16 protein-coding genes are annotated in these 17,431 nt (G+C 70.3%); 9 read left to right on the forward strand and 7 right to left on the reverse strand.

Annotated features, from left to right (window positions below; all coding sequences use genetic code 11):
• Positions 1-3: 3 nt before the first annotated feature.
• Complete coding sequence (gene tkt / locus ASF40_RS05150; protein ID WP_056367162.1) at positions 4-2,124, reverse strand: transketolase; 2,121 nt, start codon at positions 2,122-2,124, stop codon at positions 4-6.
• A 355-nt stretch (positions 2,125-2,479) separates the two neighbouring features.
• Here tkt and ASF40_RS05155 point away from each other — a divergent pair, with 355 nt between their 5' ends.
• The gene (locus tag ASF40_RS05155; RefSeq protein ID WP_200919435.1) at positions 2,480-3,400 is read left to right on the forward strand and encodes a heme o synthase; all 921 of its coding nucleotides are present in this window, start codon (positions 2,480-2,482) and stop codon (positions 3,398-3,400) included.
• 60 nt (positions 3,401-3,460) lie between these two features.
• Here ASF40_RS05155 and ASF40_RS05160 read toward each other — a convergent pair whose 3' ends face one another.
• Both ASF40_RS05160 and ASF40_RS05165 read right to left on the reverse strand, forming a co-directional pair.
• On the reverse strand, positions 3,461-3,880 hold the full coding sequence (locus ASF40_RS05160; protein WP_200919436.1) for a dinucleotide-utilizing enzyme: 420 nt from the start codon (positions 3,878-3,880) through the stop codon (positions 3,461-3,463).
• Between the two features lie 93 nt (positions 3,881-3,973).
• On the reverse strand, positions 3,974-4,936 hold the full coding sequence (locus ASF40_RS05165) for a COX15/CtaA family protein (protein ID WP_082496885.1): 963 nt from the start codon (positions 4,934-4,936) through the stop codon (positions 3,974-3,976).
• 258 nt (positions 4,937-5,194) lie between these two features.
• On the opposite strand from ASF40_RS05165, the gene sufB reads away from it, so the two are divergent.
• The 8 genes from sufB to ASF40_RS05205 are packed head-to-tail and all read left to right on the forward strand — an operon-like array spanning position 5,195 to position 13,509.
• Positions 5,195-6,613, forward strand: coding sequence for a Fe-S cluster assembly protein SufB (sufB, locus tag ASF40_RS05170; RefSeq protein WP_056367164.1), 1,419 nt, complete (start codon positions 5,195-5,197; stop codon positions 6,611-6,613).
• A complete protein-coding gene (gene sufD, locus ASF40_RS05175) occupies positions 6,614-7,801 on the forward strand; it encodes a Fe-S cluster assembly protein SufD (RefSeq protein WP_056367165.1) in 1,188 nt (395 codons plus the stop codon).
• The gene (locus ASF40_RS05180; RefSeq protein WP_045298814.1) at positions 7,798-8,127 is read left to right on the forward strand and encodes a non-heme iron oxygenase ferredoxin subunit; all 330 of its coding nucleotides are present in this window, start codon (positions 7,798-7,800) and stop codon (positions 8,125-8,127) included. The genes sufD and ASF40_RS05180 overlap by 4 nt, the downstream gene beginning before the upstream one ends.
• 15 nt (positions 8,128-8,142) lie before the next feature.
• Positions 8,143-8,937 (forward strand): Fe-S cluster assembly ATPase SufC, encoded by a 795-nt coding sequence (sufC, locus tag ASF40_RS05185; RefSeq protein WP_056367166.1) that lies wholly within the window; start codon positions 8,143-8,145, stop codon positions 8,935-8,937.
• A 9-nt stretch (positions 8,938-8,946) separates the two neighbouring features.
• Positions 8,947-9,276, forward strand: coding sequence for a metal-sulfur cluster assembly factor (locus ASF40_RS05190; RefSeq protein WP_045298811.1), 330 nt, complete (start codon positions 8,947-8,949; stop codon positions 9,274-9,276).
• A 60-nt stretch (positions 9,277-9,336) separates the two neighbouring features.
• Positions 9,337-10,932, forward strand: coding sequence for a serine hydrolase (locus tag ASF40_RS05195; RefSeq protein ID WP_056367167.1), 1,596 nt, complete (start codon positions 9,337-9,339; stop codon positions 10,930-10,932).
• Between the two features lie 43 nt (positions 10,933-10,975).
• Positions 10,976-12,136, forward strand: coding sequence for a MalY/PatB family protein (locus ASF40_RS05200; RefSeq protein ID WP_056367168.1), 1,161 nt, complete (start codon positions 10,976-10,978; stop codon positions 12,134-12,136).
• Entirely contained in the window at positions 12,133-13,509 is a 1,377-nt protein-coding gene (locus ASF40_RS05205) for an MFS transporter (protein WP_157549435.1), read from the forward strand. Before ASF40_RS05200 ends, ASF40_RS05205 begins: the two co-directional genes overlap by 4 nt.
• A 49-nt stretch (positions 13,510-13,558) precedes the next feature.
• Here the strand turns inward: ASF40_RS05205 and ASF40_RS05210 are convergent, their stop codons facing one another.
• The 4 genes from ASF40_RS05210 to ASF40_RS05225 are packed head-to-tail and all read right to left on the reverse strand — an operon-like array spanning position 13,559 to position 17,422.
• Positions 13,559-14,467 (reverse strand): siderophore-interacting protein, encoded by a 909-nt coding sequence (locus ASF40_RS05210; RefSeq protein ID WP_056367169.1) that lies wholly within the window; start codon positions 14,465-14,467, stop codon positions 13,559-13,561.
• A 2-nt stretch (positions 14,468-14,469) separates the two neighbouring features.
• A complete protein-coding gene (locus tag ASF40_RS05215; protein WP_056367170.1) occupies positions 14,470-15,333 on the reverse strand; it encodes an ABC transporter ATP-binding protein in 864 nt (287 codons plus the stop codon).
• The gene (locus tag ASF40_RS05220; protein ID WP_056367171.1) at positions 15,330-16,379 is read right to left on the reverse strand and encodes a FecCD family ABC transporter permease; all 1,050 of its coding nucleotides are present in this window, start codon (positions 16,377-16,379) and stop codon (positions 15,330-15,332) included. The genes ASF40_RS05215 and ASF40_RS05220 overlap by 4 nt, the downstream gene beginning before the upstream one ends.
• Positions 16,376-17,422 carry a FecCD family ABC transporter permease gene (locus ASF40_RS05225; RefSeq protein WP_056367172.1) on the reverse strand — a complete coding sequence of 349 codons (1,047 nt, stop codon included), beginning with the start codon at positions 17,420-17,422 and terminating at the stop codon, positions 16,376-16,378. Before ASF40_RS05225 ends, ASF40_RS05220 begins: the two co-directional genes overlap by 4 nt.
• Positions 17,423-17,431 lie beyond the last annotated feature (9 nt).

The raw sequence follows: 17,431 nt of genomic DNA on the forward strand, positions 1-17,431 counted from the left end.
TGCTTACTTCGCCGTCGCGAGTTCGAGTGCTGCCGTGGCCGCGAGGGACTCGCGGGCGGCCTCGACGACGTGCTCGGCGGTGATGCCGAACTTCTGGAACAGGGTCTTGTAGTCGGCCGACGCACCGAAGTGGTCGATCGCGACGGAGCGGCCGGCGTCGCCGACGATGCCGCGCCAGGTGAGCGCGGAGCCGGCCTCGACCGACACGCGCGCCTTGACGGCGGCGGGGAGGACCTTCTCGCGGTAGGCGGCGTCCTGCTCGTCGAACCACTCGAGCGACGGCGCCGACACGACGCGGGCGTTGATGCCCTCGGCGGCGAGGGTCTCGCGGGCGGAGACCGCCAGCTGGACCTCGGAGCCGGTCGCGATGAGGATCACGTCGGGGGTGCCGTTCGGCGCCTCGGCGAGGATGTACGCGCCCTTGGCGACGCCGTCGGTCGACGCGAACACGTCACCCGATGCCTCGCCGGTGCCGCGGGCGAACACCGGGATGTTCTGGCGGGTCAGCGCGATGCCCGACGGCCCGCCCTGGCGGCGGACGATCTCGAGCCACGCCGCCGAGGTCTCGTTCGCGTCGGCCGGGCGCACCACCGTGAAGTTCGGGATGGCGCGCAGCGTCGCGAGCTGCTCGACCGGCTGGTGGGTGGGGCCGTCCTCGCCGAGCGCGACGGAGTCGTGCGTCCAGACGAAGATCGACGGGATGTCCATCAGTGCGGCCAGACGCACCGACGGGCGCATGTAGTCGCTGAAGATGAGGAACGTGCCGCCGAACGGACGCGTCGGGCCGTGCAGCTTGATGCCGTTGACGATCGCGCCCATGGCGTGCTCGCGGATGCCGAAGTGCAGCACCCGGCCGTACGGGTCGCCCGACCACTCGTGGGTCGACCACTCGGCGGGGATGAACGACTTCGCGTCCTTGATGGTGGTGAGGTTCGACTCGGCGAGATCCGCCGATCCGCCCCACAGCTCGGGCAGCACCGCGGCCAGCGCGTTGATGACCGTGCCCGACGCGGCGCGCGTGGAGACGTCCTTGCCGGCTTCGAACGACGGGAGAGCGGATGCCACGTCCTCGGGCAGGTCGCCGGCCTCGAGCCGGTCGAACAGCGCCTTGCGCTCGGGGTTGGCGGCGGCCCACGCGTCGAACGAGGTCTGCCAGGCGGCGCGCTCGGTGGCGGCGCGGTCCTTCAGCGCCCGCGTGTGGGCGATGACGTCGTCGGCGACGACAAAGGACTGCTCGGGGTCGAAGCCGAGGACCTTCTTCGTCGCGGCGAGCTCATCGCCGCCGAGCGCGGAGCCGTGGATCTTTCCGGTGTTCTGCTTGCCGGGCGACGGCCAGCCGATGATGGTGCGGAGGATGATGAGCGACGGCTTCGCGGTCTCGCCCTGGGCGGCCTCGATCGCACCGTGCAGCTCGGCGACGTCCTCGACGTACTCGCCCGTCTTCTTCCAGTCCACGATCTGCACGTGCCAGCCGTACGACTCGTAGCGCTTCGCCACGTCTTCGGTGAAGGCGACGTTGGTGTCGTCCTCGATGGAGATCTGGTTCGAGTCGTAGATGGCGATCAGGTTGCCGAGCTCCTGGTGACCCGCGAGCGACGACGCCTCGCTGGTCACGCCCTCCTGCAGGTCACCGTCACCGGCGATCACGTAGATGTTGTGGTCGAACGGCGACTGACCGGCGGGGGCCTCGGGGTCGAACAGGCCGCGCTCGTAGCGGGCCGCGTACGCGAATCCCACCGCCGAGGCGAGGCCCTGACCCAGGGGGCCGGTGGTGATCTCGACGCCCTTGGTGTGGCCGTACTCGGGGTGACCCGGCGTGAGCGAGCCCCACGTGCGCAGCGCCTTGAGGTCGTCGAGCTCGAGCCCGAATCCGCCCAGGTACAGCTGCACGTACTGGGTCAGCGACGAGTGGCCGGCCGACAGGATGAACCGGTCGCGCCCGACCCAGTGGGTGTCCGTCGGATCGTGGCGCAGCACGCGCTGGTACAGCAGGTACGCCGCCGGCGCCAGGCTCATCGCCGTGCCGGGGTGGCCGTTGCCCACCTTCTCCACCGCGTCCGCTGCCAGGACGCGGGCGGTGTCCACCGCGCGCCGATCGATCTCATCCCAAGCCAGTTCCGACACCGGGCCGCCTTTCGTTGGAGGTGCGCCCAAGAATGTGGCCGGCTCGCGGCCCTTGTCCGGATGGAGAAGGGGGAATCGGCGACGGGCGCGCGTGTTTCTCAGCATAGCGAAGGGGCATACCGCCCAGGCCATGCAAGCCGTCTATGTGACAGAGTCTTGCGAAGCCCGGGTCGCCGTCGGTGACATCCCGGTGTCGTGGGAGTCACGTTCTGCTCACGCCCGCCGTTCGGCCGATGTGAGCAGCCGGGCGCCGCAGGTCGCGCCTCGCGGGCGGGGCGCGACACGCCGATGCCCTAGACTTGGGGGGAATCTGCAGGCAGCGATTGCGGGGGCCATGGACAGCACGAGAACGGCCGTGACCGTAGCATCCGTCGACGGATCCAGCCGACCTCCGCAGACCTTCGGCCGCACCGTCCGCGCGTACATCGCGCTGATGAAGCCGCGCGTGCTCGAACTGCTGCTGGTGACGACCGTGCCGGTCATGATCCTCGCGCAGGGCGGCTTCCCGGATGTGTGGCTGGTCGTCGCGACCGTCATCGGCGGCACCGCGAGCGCCGGGTCGGCCGCCGCGTTCAACATGTACCTCGACCGCGACATCGACGCGCACATGCAGCGCACGGTGAACCGTCCGCTCGTCACCGGCGAGGTGTCGCCGCGGGGCGCCCTGATCTTCGCCTGGTCGCTCGCGGTGTTCTCCACCGTGTGGCTGTGGCTCACCACGAACTGGCTGGCCGCGACACTGTCGGCCGCCGCCATCTTCTTCTACGTCGTGATCTACACGATGATCCTCAAGCGCCGCACCGAGCAGAACATCGTGTGGGGCGGCATCGCGGGCTGCTTCCCGGTGCTGATCGGCTGGACCGCGGTGACGGGCTCGCTCGCGTGGCCGCCGGTCATCCTGTTCACCCTCGTCTTCCTGTGGACGCCGCCGCACTACTGGCCGCTGTCGATGAAGTACAAGGACCAGTACGAAGAGGTCGACGTGCCCATGCTCGGCGCGACGCGCGCCGGCTCGCAGGTGGGCCTGCAGGTCATCCTGTACGCGTGGGCCACTGTCGTGTGCTCGCTGCTGCTGATCCCCGTCGCCGACATGGGTCTGGTGTACACGGTGTCGTCGCTCGTCTTCGGCGGCTGGTTCATCTACGAGTCGCACGTCCTCTACAACCGCGCCGTGCGGGGCACCGAGCCGCGCCCGATGCGCGTCTTCCACGCCTCGATCACGTACCTCACGCTGCTCTTCGTCGCGATCGCGGTCGACCCGCTGCTCCCGTTCTGATCGGAGAGACGAGAAGAGGCCGCCCGGCATGCCGGGCGGCCTCTTGTCGTACGGGGTGGATCAGCGTGCGGCGACGGATGCCTCGGCCTCGGCGTCGACCGTCTCAGCGGTCTCGGCGGGGGCGGCGTCGGTCTTCGCCTCGACGGCCCGGGGCTCCTCGGCGGCGGTCTCGGTCTCCGAGTTCCAGTCGATGGGCTCGACGACCTCGACCGGCGCGTGCGGGCGGAGCGTCGAGACGGCGGCGACGCCGAGCGCGAGCAGGATGCCGATGACGCCGGCGCCGATGAGGATCGCGCCGAGCTGGGCGATCGACTGGCCGACGTACACGTCGACGCCGGTCGCGGTGCCGTCGGTCAGGGTCGCGGTCATCGAGGCGATCTTGTCGGTGGTGATGTACCAGCCGCCGGCGATCGTCGCGACGGAGACGACGACGAGGCCCCAGAAGGGGATGCTGCGGACGAGACGGGGGCGGGTGGGCATGTGTCGATCACTCCTCGGGATGCGCGACCCGGGTGGTCGCGGCATCCCACCCTCGCAAAGGAGTCCGTGCGACGCCAATCGGGTTGCTATGGATCAGCTGTGGACGGCCGCGGTCGCGGGCGCCTTCAGGTGCAGCACGACCGTGGTCATCGCAGCGGCAGCGAGCGCGGCGAGGACCATGTGGACGCCGACCGCGAGCTCGGGCAGTCCGTTGCGGGCCTGGTACAGCCCGACGGCGATCTGCACGAGTTCGACGCCGAGGAGGACCACGGTCCAGCGGAGCAGCAACGGAGCGGCCGCTCGAGACCGCCACGCGGCGATCAGGAGCGCGACGGTGAGGGCGAAGAGGGCGTAGCCCGGCCACGCGTGGACGTGCTCCAGCAGTTCGGCGTTGAAGCCGTTGCGACCCGCGTCGGCATCACCGGAGTGCGGCCCGGCGCCGGTGGTCAGCACGCCGAACGCGATCGTGAGCGCCATCGCGAGCGTCGTGACATGCGCCAGCACAGCGTGCCAGCGCGGCACGACGAGCGTGCGCGGCCCGGCGGGCTGCGACATCCGCACCAGGAATGCCGCGGTGACGCACACCAGCGCGAGCGACGAGACGTAGTGGAAGCCGACGATGAAGGGGTTGAGCCCCGTCAGCACGGTGATGCCGCCGACGATGGCCTGCGCGGCGACGCCGCCGAGGACGACGACGGCGAGCACGTAGAGGTCGCGGCGCTCGTGACGGAGCTTCAGGACGAGGATCCACACCGCGAGGGCGATCAGCCCCACCACGCCCGTCATGAGCCGATTGCCGAACTCGATGAGCGAGTGGATGCCCTCATCGATGCCCGGTGTCGGAACGAGCGACTCCGGGGTGCACAGCGGCCACGTGGGGCAGCCGAGGCCGGAACCGGTGAGGCGCACCGCGCCGCCCGTGCCGATGATCGTCACCTCGGCGATGAACGACAGCCACGCGAACACGCGGATCCGCTTGTCGACGTGGTCGGGGAGCCACTGCCAGAAGCGCTGCCAGATTCCGGGGGCGGTGGTCGTGGACTGGGGCGCGGACATGCGGGGGGTGCCTCCTGGCAGAGGCTCCACCTGCTGCGCGTGACAGACGGGGCGCGTCCGCGGCGGGGTGGAACCTGTAGAATCGAGGGGTCGGTTGCGCACGCACTTCACAGCGCCGCGCACCACTGACAGTCTAGGCGCGATGGTCGGCGCCGCTTGAGAGGGCCCGAGAAGCGGCATCCCCCCTCCGGTATCTCCACCGGAGAACACGGATGCCGGGACGGATGACACCGCCAGGGCCCGGAGGAGAACGTGACGATGTCTGATGTGCTGATCGATCGCCCGGAGCTGGACAGCCTGGGTGTCTACGAGTTCGGGTGGCATGATGCCGACGCCGCGGGCGCCGTGGCGAAGCGGGGCATCGACGAGTCCGTCGTGCGCGGCATCTCGGCGCTCAAGAGCGAGCCCGAATGGATGCTCAAGACCCGGCTGAAGGGCTATCAGCTGTTCGGCCGCAAGCCGATGCCGACCTGGGGCGCGGACCTCAGCGAGATCGACTTCGACAACATCAAGTACTTCGTGCGCTCCACTGAGAAGCAGGCGCAGTCGTGGGAGGACCTCCCCGAAGACATCCGCAACACGTACGAGAAGCTCGGCATCCCCGAGGCGGAGCGTCAGCGCCTCGTCGCGGGCGTCGCCGCCCAGTACGAGTCAGAGGTCGTCTACCACCAGATCCGTGAGGACCTGGAGCAGCAGGGCGTCATCTTCATGGACACCGACACGGCTCTGCGCGAGCACCCGGAGTTCTTCGAGGAGTACTTCGGCACGGTCATCCCCGCGGGCGACAACAAGTTCGCGGCGCTCAACACCGCCGTCTGGTCGGGCGGATCGTTCGTCTACGTGCCCCCGGGTGTGCACGTCGAGATCCCGCTGCAGGCGTACTTCCGGATCAACACCGAGAACATGGGCCAGTTCGAGCGGACGCTCATCATCGCCGACGAGGGCTCGTACGTCCACTACATCGAGGGCTGCACGGCCCCGATCTACAAGAGCGACTCGCTGCACTCGGCCGTCGTCGAGATCATCGTGAAGAAGAACGCCCGCGTGCGTTACACGACGATCCAGAACTGGTCGAACAACGTCTACAACCTCGTCACCAAGCGCGCCGTGGCGCACGAGGGCGCGACGATGGAGTGGATCGACGGCAACATCGGCTCGAAGGTCACGATGAAGTACCCGTCGATCTTCCTCATGGGCGAGCACGCCAAGGGCGAGACCCTGTCGGTCGCCTTCGCAGGTCCGGGCCAGCACCAGGACGCCGGCGCGAAGATGATCCACATGGCGCCGTACACGCAGTCGTCGATCGTCTCGAAGTCGATCGCCCGCGGCGGCGGCCGCGCCGGTTACCGCGGCGAGGTCCGCGTCGACGCCAACGCGCACCACAGCGCCAACACCGTGCGCTGCGATGCCCTGCTGGTCGACACGATCTCGCGCTCCGACACGTACCCGGCGATCGACATCCGCGTCGACGACGTGCAGCTCGGCCACGAGGCCACCGTCTCCAAGGTCAGCGAAGAGCAGCTGTTCTACCTCATGAGCCGCGGCATGCCCGAAGACGAGGCCATGGCGATGATCGTGCGCGGCTTCATCGAGCCGATCGCGCGTGAGCTGCCCATGGAGTACGCGCTCGAACTCAACAAGCTCATCGAGATGGGCATGGAAGGATCCGTCGGCTAGATGAGCCCCACCACCGAGGCCCCCACCGTTCCCGGCGCGAAGGGCCACACCGATGGCGCCGGTGCATTCGTGCCCGTTCAGACCCGCTCCGAGCGAACCTGGTCGTTCGACCCGACCGCCTTCGAGGCGCCCACCGGCCGCGAGGTCAACTGGAAGCACACGCCTCTCGCGAAGCTCCAGGCGCTGCTGTCCGACGAGACCGGACGCCCTGGCGTCATCGAGGTCGACGTGGACGCGCCCGACAGCCTCGTTCAGGGGCGCCTCCGCGTGGGCAGCGCGCCCCGCGGCGAGGTGTTCCGCCCCGAGGATCTGCCCAGTGCGATCGCGTGGAAGCAGGAGACCGAAGCCCCGCTGCTGCGCATCCCTGCCGGCGCCGAGTACTCCACGCCGATCGTCGTGTCGCTGAACGGCACCGGCGGACTGGCCCATGCGCACGTCGTGGTCGAGGCGCAGGCGAACTCGCACGCCACGGTGGTCTTCCGTCACACCGGCACTGCCCACCACGCCCAGAACGTCGAGATCATCGTCCGCGAGGGCGCCCACCTCGAACTTGTGACGGTCCAGCGGTGGGACGACGACGCCGTGCATCTGGCGTCGCACCAGGCCCGCGTCGAGCGCGACGCGACCCTGCGTCACGTCGTCGTCAGCTTCGGCGGGGACGTCGTGCGGATCAACCCGAGCGTCGAGCTCGCGGGCACCGGCTCGCGCGCCGAGCTCTACGGACTCAGCTACTCCGACTCGGGGCAGCACCTCGAGAGCCAGGTGTACCTGCACCACAAGGGCGCCGAGACCTCCGGCGACGTCCTGTACAAGAGCGCCCTGCAGGGCGCCGCGGCGCGCACGGTCTGGATCGGCGACGTCCTCATCGGACCGGACGCCGTCGGCACCGATTCGTACGAGGCCAACCGCAACCTCGTCCTCACGGAGGGCGCGCGCGCCGAGTCGATCCCGAACCTCGAGATCGAGACGGGTGACATCCGCGGCGCCGGCCACGCCAGCGCGACCGGACGCTTCGACGATGAGCAGCTGTTCTACCTGCAGGCCCGCGGCATCACCGAGGACGAGGCGCGACGTCTCGTCGTGCTCGGATTCCTCGCGGAGATCGTGCAGAAGATCGGTGTCGAAGACCTCGAGGCGGAGCTGTTCGCCGCCATCGAGGAAGAACTCGCCAAGGAGGCCGGCCTGTGACCGCTCAGCGTGTATGCGCCCTCAGCGACCTCGTCCAGGACGAGGCCACCCGGGTCGAGGTGGACGGCGTCGCGATCGCCGTCGTGCTCGACTCCAACGGCGAGGTCCACGCGATCGGCGACGTCTGCACCCACGGCGACATCTCGCTGTCGGAAGGCTTCGTCGACGGCGAGTCGCTGGAGTGCTGGGCCCACGGCTCGGCGTTCTCGCTGCGCACCGGCAAGCCCCTCAACCTCCCCGCGTACGAGCCGGTCCCGGTCTTCGCGGTCACCGTCGACGGCGATGACGTGCTCATCGACGCGACCGTCAAGCTCGAAGTGAACTGAAGAAGGTACTGAAGAATGTCTGTTCTCGAGATCCGCGACCTCCACGTGACGGTCGAGACGGATGCCGGCACCACGCCGATCCTCAACGGTCTGACGCTCACGATCCGCACGGGTGAGACCCACGCGATCATGGGCCCCAACGGCTCCGGCAAGTCCACGCTCGCCTACACGATCGCCGGACACCCCAAGTACAACGTCACGAGCGGCTCGATCTCGCTCGACGGCGAGGACGTCCTCGCGATGTCGGTCGACGAGCGTGCGCGCGCGGGCCTGTTCCTCGCGATGCAGTACCCGGTGGAGATCCCCGGCGTCACCGTCACCAACTTCCTGCGCACCGCGAAGACCGCGATCGATGGCGAGGCGCCGTCGATCCGCACGTGGACGAAGGACGTCAAGGCGTCGATGAAGAACCTGCGCATGGACCCGAAGTTCGCGTCGCGCAACGTCAACGAGGGCTTCTCCGGCGGCGAGAAGAAGCGCCACGAGATCCTCCAGCTCGAGCTCCTCAAGCCCCAGATCGCGATCCTCGACGAGACCGACTCGGGCCTGGACGTCGACGCGCTGAAGATCGTGTCGGAGGGTGTGAACCGTGCCAAGGCCGAGACCGACCTCGGTGTGCTGCTCATCACGCACTACACCCGCATCCTGCGCTACATCGCTCCCGACTTCGTGCACGTCATGGTGAACGGGCGCATCGTCGAGGAGGGCGGACCCGAGCTCGCCGACCGCCTCGAGGACGAGGGCTACGACCGCTTCCTGCCTGCGGGCGAAGCGGAGCCGGCCGAAGCCCCCGTGGGCAGCGAAGCGTAGGATCGACCTATGACGGCGACCCTCACCCCCGAGAAGTACGACGAGGTGACCGAGGCTCTCAAGGACGTCATGGACCCCGAACTGGGGATCAACGTCGTCGACCTCGGCCTCATCTACGATCTCGCCTGGGACGACGAGAACGACGCGCTGGTCATCCACATGACCCTCACGTCGGCCGGGTGCCCGCTCACCGACGTGCTCGAGGAGCAGACGGCTCAGGCCCTCGACGACATCGTCGAGCGGTTCCGCATCAACTGGGTGTGGATGCCGCCGTGGGGCCCCGAGCGCATCACCGACGACGGGCGCGACATGATGCGCGCGCTCGGCTTCGCGATCTGACACCCCCTGACGCCTGGCGGTCGTTGACGCGGCCCCGGGGGCGTGTGCCACACTCGGCACATGTCGGGCAGCAGCAGACGTATGGTGTCCGCGGTCGGTGTCGCCGCTCTGATCCTGGTGGGCGCCACGGCGTGCACCTTCGTCGACGCCGCGTCGGAGGCCACGCCGAGCCCCACCGCGACGGTGAATCCCGACCCGGGAGCTGACGCGCTGGCGACGGTCACGCCTGCGCGGGTCGATGCGGCGGTCGACGATCTCGCGTCCTCGGTCGCGACGGCGATGGATGCCTCGGGCACGCCGGGCATCGCCGTCGGCGTCGTCTACCAGGGCGAGGTGCTGTACGCCGAGGGGTTCGGCGTCCGCGACCTCGACAGCGAAGACCCCGTCGACGCCGACACGGTGTTCGCACTCGCGTCGGTGTCGAAGTCGATCGGCGCGAGCGTCGTCGCCCGGGCCATCGACGAGGGCTATGTCTCCTGGGACACCACGGTGGCCGACCACCTGGACGGCTTCACCCTGTCGGACCCGTACGTCGGCTCGCACGTGACGATCGCCGACATGTACGCGCACCGGTCCGGGCTCTTCACGCACGCAGGCGACGAGCTCGAGGAGATCGGCTACGACCGCGCGACGATCCTCGACAGGCTGAGCCTGATTCCGCTCGCGCCGTGGCGCGCGACCTATGCGTACGGCAACTTCGACATCACGGCGGCGGGCGAGGCTGTCGCAAGTGCCGCCGGCGAGGACTGGGCCGGCCTGTCGGAGCGACTGCTCTACGAGCCGCTCGGCATGACGTCTACGAGTTCGCGCTACGCGGATCTCGAATCGCGTGAAAACCGCGCGCTCGGTCACATCCAGCTCGACGGCGAGTGGGTCGTCACGCCGGACCAGCGCCGGCCCGACGAGCAGTCGCCGGCGGGCGGCGTCAGCTCGAGCGTCACCGACCTCACGACCTGGCTCTCGATGCTGCTGGCCAGCGGCGAGCACGACGGTGAGCCCTTCATCGAGGCGTCCTCGCTCCTGCCCGCGATGTCGCCGCAGATCGTCGGATCGCCGCCGTCCTCGTTCGGGTCGCGGGCCGGTTACTACGGCTACGGGTTCAACGTCGGCACGACGGCCGGGGGCCTGGTCGACGTCAACCACTCCGGGGCGTTCCTCCTGGGCGCCGGAACGGTGTTCAAGCTGCTGCCGGGCGCGGGTCTCGGCATCGTCGTGCTGTCGAACGCCTCTGCCAACGGCGTGCCGGAGGGCATCGCGGCGCGCTTCCTCGACATCGCGCAGTACGGCTCGGAGCGCCGCGACTGGCTGCCGCTGTTCATGCAGGTCTTCGCGGGTGAGTCGGAGCCGTTCGGCTCGCTCGTCGGCGAGACGGCGCCGACGGATCCGGATCCCGCACGGGCCCCCGAGGCGTACACGGGGGAGTACGCCAATGAGTACTTCGGTCCGGCCACCGTCGCGCTGGTGGGCGACGAGCTCGAACTGTCGCTCGGGCCCACCGGTCGGTGGGCGCTCGAGCACTGGTCGGGCGACGAGTTCGTCTTCCGCCCGTTCAGCGAGAACGCCCCGCCGGGGTCGATCTCGAAGGCGACATTCGACGGGGACACCCTCGTCCTGGAGTACTTCGACCAGCACGACCTCGGCACCTTCACACGGTGACTCACTCGGCGGCGCCCTGCCGCCGGATCGGTAGGGTCGAGGGGTGAGCGTCACCCCCCTTCGAGCCCTGCCCATCGACGAGCTGCGTCAGCGCACGAGCACGAAGTGGCGGAAATACGGGGAGGACGTGCTGCCGTTCTTCGTCGCCGAGACGGACTACGCGCTGGCGCCGGCGATCACCGAGGTGCTGACCCGGGCCGTGCAGCTCGGCGATACCGGCTACACCCCGCCGGAGCCCGGCGTGCGCGAGGCGTTCGTGGGGTTCGCCGCGCGTCGATGGGGCTGGAGCGTCGACCCGTCCCACGTCTTCTGGACCGGCGACGTGATGATGGGCGTCGTCGAGATCCTCCGGCGTGTGATCGAGCCCGGTGACCGCGTCGTCGTGATGCCGCCGGTGTATCCGCCGTTCTACGACACCGTGGAGGAGGCGGGCGGCGTCGTCGAGCGCGTGCCGCTCGTCGCGGGCGTCGACGGGTGGGAGATCGACCTCCTCGGCGTGGAGGCCGCCCTGGCCGGCGGTGCGCGGGCGGTGCTGCTGTGCAACCCGCACAACCCCACCGGCACCGTGCACACGCGCGAGACGCTGGCGGCTCTGGCGGACATCGCCGAAGGGTTCGCAGCGACTGTCGTCAGCGACGAGATCCACGGGCCGTTGACCTACGCCCAGAAGCCGTTCACGCCGTTCCTCTCGGCGTCCGACTCCGCGGGGCGCGTCGGCTACGCGGTGACCAGCGCGAGCAAGACGTTCAACCTCGCCGGCCTCAAGTGCGCCGTGATGGTGGCGGGTGGCGACCCTCAGGCCAAGGAGCTGCGTGCCCTGCCATGGGAGGTCGAGTGGCGCACCGGCCTGTTCGGGGCGCTGTCGAACGTCGCCGCCTACTCGGCCGACAGCGACGAATGGCTGGCGAGCCTGCTTGCGGCCCTCGACGCGAACCGGATGCTGCTGGCCGACCTCCTCGCCGAGCACCTGCCCGACGCGCGCTACCTGCCTCCCGATGCCGGCTTCCTGGCGTGGGTCGACCTCTCCGCGTACGGCTGGGGGGAGAACCCGGCTGTCAAGGTGCTGCGCGATGCGAAGGTGGCGCTGCACCACGGGCCGCTGTTCGGCTCCGAGGGCAAGGGCTACGTCCGCATCAACTTCGGCTGCGACCCGGACCTGCTCCGCGAGGCGGTGGAGCGCGTCGGCGCCCTGGCGCGATCGTGACGGCTGAGCCGGAGTCCGCGTCCGCCACCGGGATCTGGCAGGGTCGATTCCTCTGGGTGACCGTCGGCGCCGTCGCGCTCATCTTCCTGGCGGCGATGCAGTCGCTCGCCGTCACCACAGTGATGCCGGTGGTGAGCGCCGACCTCGACGGCGAGCGCCTGTATGCCGTGGCGTTCGCGGGCACCCTGGCGACGAGCGTGATCGGCATGGTCGCGGTCGGCGCGTGGTGCGACCGCGGCGGCGTGCTCGCCCCGCTCAGCACCGCCGTCGCGCTGTTCGTCCTGGGCCTTCTCATCGCCGGATTCGCCTTCACCATGCCGGCGCTGGTCGCCGGACGCCTGGTGCAGGGCCTCGGCACCGGCGGGCAGACCGTGGCCCTCTACGTGGTCGTCGCCCGCGTGTACCCCGGCGCGATGCACGGCCGGGTCTTCGCCGCGTTCTCGGCGGCGTGGGTCGTGCCGTCGCTCATCGGCCCGTTCCTCGCCGGCGCCGTGACGGAGTTCCTGCACTGGCGATGGGTGTTCCTCGGCGTCGCAGCGCTCACCGTGGTGGCGTTCGCCATGGTGGTCGCCCGCCTGCACGGACTCCCGCTCGACACCGATGAGCCGTCGACGGCCCGCATCGCACCGCGCCTGGCGTGCGCGGTCGCGGTGGCAGTGGGGGCGCTCGGGCTCAGCCTGGCGGGCGAACTCGGAGCATGGGCGTGGGCGGCGGTGGCAGCATCCGTCGTCGTGATCGGCCTCGCGTCACGGCCACTGCTGCCGCGCGGCACGCTCGTCGCCGCACGAGGGCTGCCGAGCGTCGTGCTGATGCGCGGGCTCATCGCGGGTGCGCTCTTCGGCGCGGAGATCTACGTGCCGTACCTGCTGATCGACGGCTACGGGTTCTCGCCGACGTGGGCGGGGCTCGGGCTCACGGCTGCAGCGCTGGCGTGGGCGGTCGCCGCCGACGTGCAGGGGCGCTTCGGCGACCGGCTCGGCAACGCACGCATCACGCTCACCGGCACCGCACTGCTCGTGACGGCGCTGCTGGTCGCGGCGGCGACCGCGCTCTTCGGACTGCACCCCGCGGTGCTCATCGCGGGATGGGGGCTGGCGGGCGGCGGCATGGGTCTCATGTACCCGCGTCTGACCGTGCTGACGCTCGCGTACTCGACACCGCAGAACCAGGGGTTCAACTCGTCGGCGCTGTCGATCTCCGACGCCGTCGGCTCGGCGTCCTCGATCGCCGTCATGGGGCTCGTCTTCACCGCGCTCGTGGGGACGGATGCCGGCTTCCCTGCGGTGTTCGGCATCGCCGTGGTGCTCGCGCTCGGCGCTCTGATCCCGGGCCTCAGGCTCGGGCACGCGCACGAGGCGGCGCGACGGGGTTGACGGATGGGGTTTCGACTCGCTTCGCTCGCTCAACCTTGAGTCGCGCGACTCAATTCTCCGCTCGGCCGAGGCGCCAGTAGCCCATGAACGCGACGGCGCGGCGGTCGACGCCGCGCTCGGCCACGAGATGGCGGCGCAGGGCCTTGATCGCGCCGGCCTCGCCGGCGAGCCACGCGTACAGGCGCGCGCTCTTCAGCGCCGCCCCGCCCTTGGCGGTGCGCGGCACCTCCCACAGGATGTCGGTGTCGACGTCGACCTCCTCGACGTCCGCACCGGCGCCCGCGGGCGCCAGGCGGGCCGCCGCATCCGTCACCGACTCCACGAGGTGCGCGTGACGCTCGCCGTCCGCGCGCGCGCCGATGCGGTACTCGAATCCGGGATGCCGTGGCAAGTACGCGGCGTCGTCGGCGTGCGGCAGCTCGACAGCGACCACTCCGCTGGCGTCGCGGGGCAGCTGCTCGAGGATCGCGGCGATCGCGGGCGCCGCCGTCTCGTCGCCGGCGAGCAGGATCGAGTCGACGCGGGCCGGCGGCACGAAGTCGATGCCGAAGCTCACGCCGCTGTGGGCAGTGGTCGGCGCGAAGATGAGCACCTCGTCGCCGACCTGTGCACGATCGATCCAGTCGGAGGCCGGGCCGATCACGTCGTGCGAGACCATGTCGACGTCCACCTCGCAGAGGTGGTTGCGCACGTAGCGCGTCGTGTACGTGCGGAACGGCAGGCGCTGCTCCTCGGGCAGCGCGCGCCACTGCGTGTACCAGTCGTCGCCGAGGGGCATCGCGTCGAGGCCGAGCGTGCGCGTGGGGAAGACGATCTTGATGCGCTGGTCGAGGCCCGGGTCGCCGTAGTCGGCGAGGTCGTCGCCGCCGAAGGTGAAGCGGCGGAAACTGGGCGTCACGTCGGCGATGGCTGTCACGCGGGCGCGGAAGAAACGAGAGGGTGCGTCGGTGCCGGTCATCTTCAGGCTCCTGTCGGCAGGGGAGTGGGGGCCGCGGCGAGCGGGGTCGCGGCGACGGGCACCCGAGGCGACACGTGGTGCCGGCCGCGGGGGAGGACGATGGGCGCGCCCGACACGGGATCGGGCACGACGAGCGCGTCGAGGTCGAAGACCTCGCGGATGAGTTCTCCGGTCATGACCTCGCCAGGCGCTCCGCTCGCGACCACGCGGCCGGAGCGCAGCGCGAAGAGGTGGTCGGCGTACCGGGCGGCGAGGTTCATGTCGTGCAGCACCATCACGATCGTGGTGCCGCGGTCGCGGTTGAGGTCGGTGAGGAGGTCGAGCACCTCGACCTGGTGCGCGACGTCGAGGAAGGTCGTGGGCTCGTCGAGCAGCAGGATGTCGGTCTCCTGTGCGAGTGCCATCGCGATCCACGCGCGCTGGCGCTGCCCGCCCGACAGTTCGTCGACCGACCGGTCGGCGAGGTCCTCGATGCCGGTGGCGGCGAGTGCCTGCGCGACGACCTCGTAGTCGTGCGAGCTCCAGCGCGCCAGCAGCTTCTGGTGCGGGTGCCGCCCGCGTCCGACGAGGTCGGCGACGGCGATGCCCTCGGGGGCGATCGGACTCTGGGGGAGGAGCCCGAGGGTGCGTGCGATCTCTTTCGTCGCGCGGCCGTGCAGGGCCTTGCCGTCCAGGATCACCTGACCCTCCCGCGGCGAGATGAGACGCGCGAGCGCGCGCAGGAGGGTCGACTTGCCGCACCCGTTCGCGCCGACGATCGCGGTGATGCGACCGGGCGGGATCACGAGGTCGAGACCCTCGACGATCGTGCGGTCACCGTATGACAGCGTCAGGCCTTCCGCCGACAGGCTGTGGGAATCGGTCATAGCGAGCCTCCGGAGCGGTTCGTCCTGATGAGGAGGGAGATGAGGAAGGGGGCGCCGAGCACGCCGGTGACGACCCCGACCGGGTACCGGCTGTCGAAGGCGAACTGACCCAAGAGGTCTGACAGCTGCACGAGCAGCGCGCCGACGAGCGCGGACGGCAGCAGCAGCGAGCCGCCGGGGCCGACGATACGCGCCGCGATGGGGCCGGCCATGAACGCGACGAACGCGATCGGACCGGTGGCGGCGGTCGCGAACGCCAGCAGCGCGACGGCCGCGACGATGACCACCACTCGGGTGCCCTGAAGACGGATGCCGAGGCTCGCGGCTGCGTCGTCACCGAGACGCAAGACGTTCAGGTCGCGACCCTTCGCCAGCAGCGCCGGAACGAGCACGACGCTTGCGATCGCGAGCGGGAGCAGCGTCGACCACGTCGCCCCGTTCAGGCTCCCGGTGAGCCAGCGCATCGCCGCCTGCAGGTCGTAGGCCGGGGCTTTCGAGAGCACGTAGGTGACCGCCGCGTCGAGCATCGCGGCGACGCCGATGCCGATGAGGATCAGACGCGTGCCCGCGAATCCGCCCTTGTTCGAGAGCAGGTAGATGGCGAGGGCGGTCGCGAGGCCGCCCACGACGGCGAGCACGGACACCGCGGTCTCGCTGAGTGACAGGATGACGATGCCGAAGACCGCCGCCGCGCTCGCACCGGCGGTGATGCCGATGATGTCGGGCGACGCGAGCGGGTTGCGCAGCATCGTCTGGAACGTCACGCCCGCGATGCCGAACGCGAATCCCGCGAGGATCGCGAGGACCGCGCGCGGGAGGCGCAGCTCGCCGACGGTGAACGAGGCGCCGGGCACGGTCTGCCCGAGGACGACACGGACGACCTCGTCGAGGCCGTAGAACGTCTGCCCGATCATGAGCGACGCGACGAAGACCAGCATGACGCCGACGGCGAGGGCGGCGGTCACGATGACCCGGCGACGGCTGCGGCGCCGTCGTCCGATGACGACCGCCTGTGCCGCGGGACGGAGGAACGTGTCGGTGCTCACAGCTCGCGCACCTTCTGCCTGCGGACGATCCAGATGAAGAACGGGGCGCCGACGAGCGCCGTGAGGATGCCGACCTCGATCTCGTCCGGGCGGGCGACGACCCGGCCGACGATGTCGGCGGCGACGAGCAGCACCGCCCCCGCGACCGCCGAGAACGGGAGCAGCCAGCGGTGGTCGGTGCCGACGAGCAGGCGGCACAGGTGCGGGATGATCAGGCCCACGAAGGCGATGGGACCCGCGATCGCCACGGCCGCGCCGCACAGGATGACGGCGCCCGCCGACGCGATGAGCCGGGTGCGAAGGACGTGCTCGCCGAGGCCCGTCGCGACGTCGTCGCCGAGCGCGAGCGAGTTCATGCCGCGTGCGCAGACGAGGGTGATCACCGCGCCGACCGTCAGGATCGGCAGGATCGTCCCGATGCGATCCCAGGTCGCCCCGCCGACCCCGCCGATCTGCCAGAACCGGAAGGTCTCGAGCAGATCGACGCGGGGGAGGAGCACGGCGCTCACGAGCGACATGAAGGCGGCCGAGGTCGCGGCACCCGCGAGCGCGAGCTTGAGCGGCGTCGCTCCGCCACGGCCGAGGGAGCCGACCGTGTAGACGAACACGGCGGCGCCGCCGGCGCCGATGATCGAGGCGGCGATGAAGGCGTAGGGGTCCGACATGCCGAAGAACGCGATGCCGATGACGACCGCGAGTGCGGCGCCGCCGGAGATCCCGAGGATGCCGGGGTCTGCCAGCGGGTTGCGGGTCACCGCCTGCATGGCCGCGCCCGACATCGCCAGCGCCGCGCCGACGAGGATCGCGAGCAGGGTGCGGGGAACCCGGGCCACCACGGCGGCCTGTGCGACCCCGCTGGTGTCGCCGCCGAGGCCGGCGAGGATGTCGCTCAGCGCGACGTCGCGGACGCCGAATGCCACGCTCGCGACGCAGAGCATCGCGAGCACCGCGAACGACACCGCGAGCCACGCCAGTCGCACCGCTGCCGGGCGCCGCAGGGTTGCGGCATCCGGCAGCGGCGTACGCGTCTCGGTGACAGTCACCCGATCGAG

Source organism: Microbacterium sp. Leaf288 (genome assembly GCF_001422925.1).
Classification (GTDB): Bacteria; Actinomycetota; Actinomycetes; order Actinomycetales; family Microbacteriaceae; genus Microbacterium.

Coding starts and splice junctions, on each gene's coding strand:
- ASF40_RS05160 (WP_200919436.1), bottom strand. CDS start 3,880: ATGCCCACCCGCCCCCGTCTCGTCCGCAGCATCCCCTTCTGGGGCCTC.
- ASF40_RS05165 (WP_082496885.1), bottom strand. CDS start 4,936: ATGTCCGCGCCCCAGTCCACGACCACCGCCCCCGGAATCTGGCAGCGC.
- sufB (WP_056367164.1), top strand. CDS start 5,195: ATGTCTGATGTGCTGATCGATCGCCCGGAGCTGGACAGCCTGGGTGTC.
- sufD (WP_056367165.1), top strand. CDS start 6,614: ATGAGCCCCACCACCGAGGCCCCCACCGTTCCCGGCGCGAAGGGCCAC.
- sufC (WP_056367166.1), top strand. CDS start 8,143: ATGTCTGTTCTCGAGATCCGCGACCTCCACGTGACGGTCGAGACGGAT.
- ASF40_RS05190 (WP_045298811.1), top strand. CDS start 8,947: ATGACGGCGACCCTCACCCCCGAGAAGTACGACGAGGTGACCGAGGCT.
- ASF40_RS05195 (WP_056367167.1), top strand. CDS start 9,337: ATGTCGGGCAGCAGCAGACGTATGGTGTCCGCGGTCGGTGTCGCCGCT.
- ASF40_RS05210 (WP_056367169.1), bottom strand. CDS start 14,467: ATGACCGGCACCGACGCACCCTCTCGTTTCTTCCGCGCCCGCGTGACA.
- ASF40_RS05215 (WP_056367170.1), bottom strand. CDS start 15,333: ATGACCGATTCCCACAGCCTGTCGGCGGAAGGCCTGACGCTGTCATAC.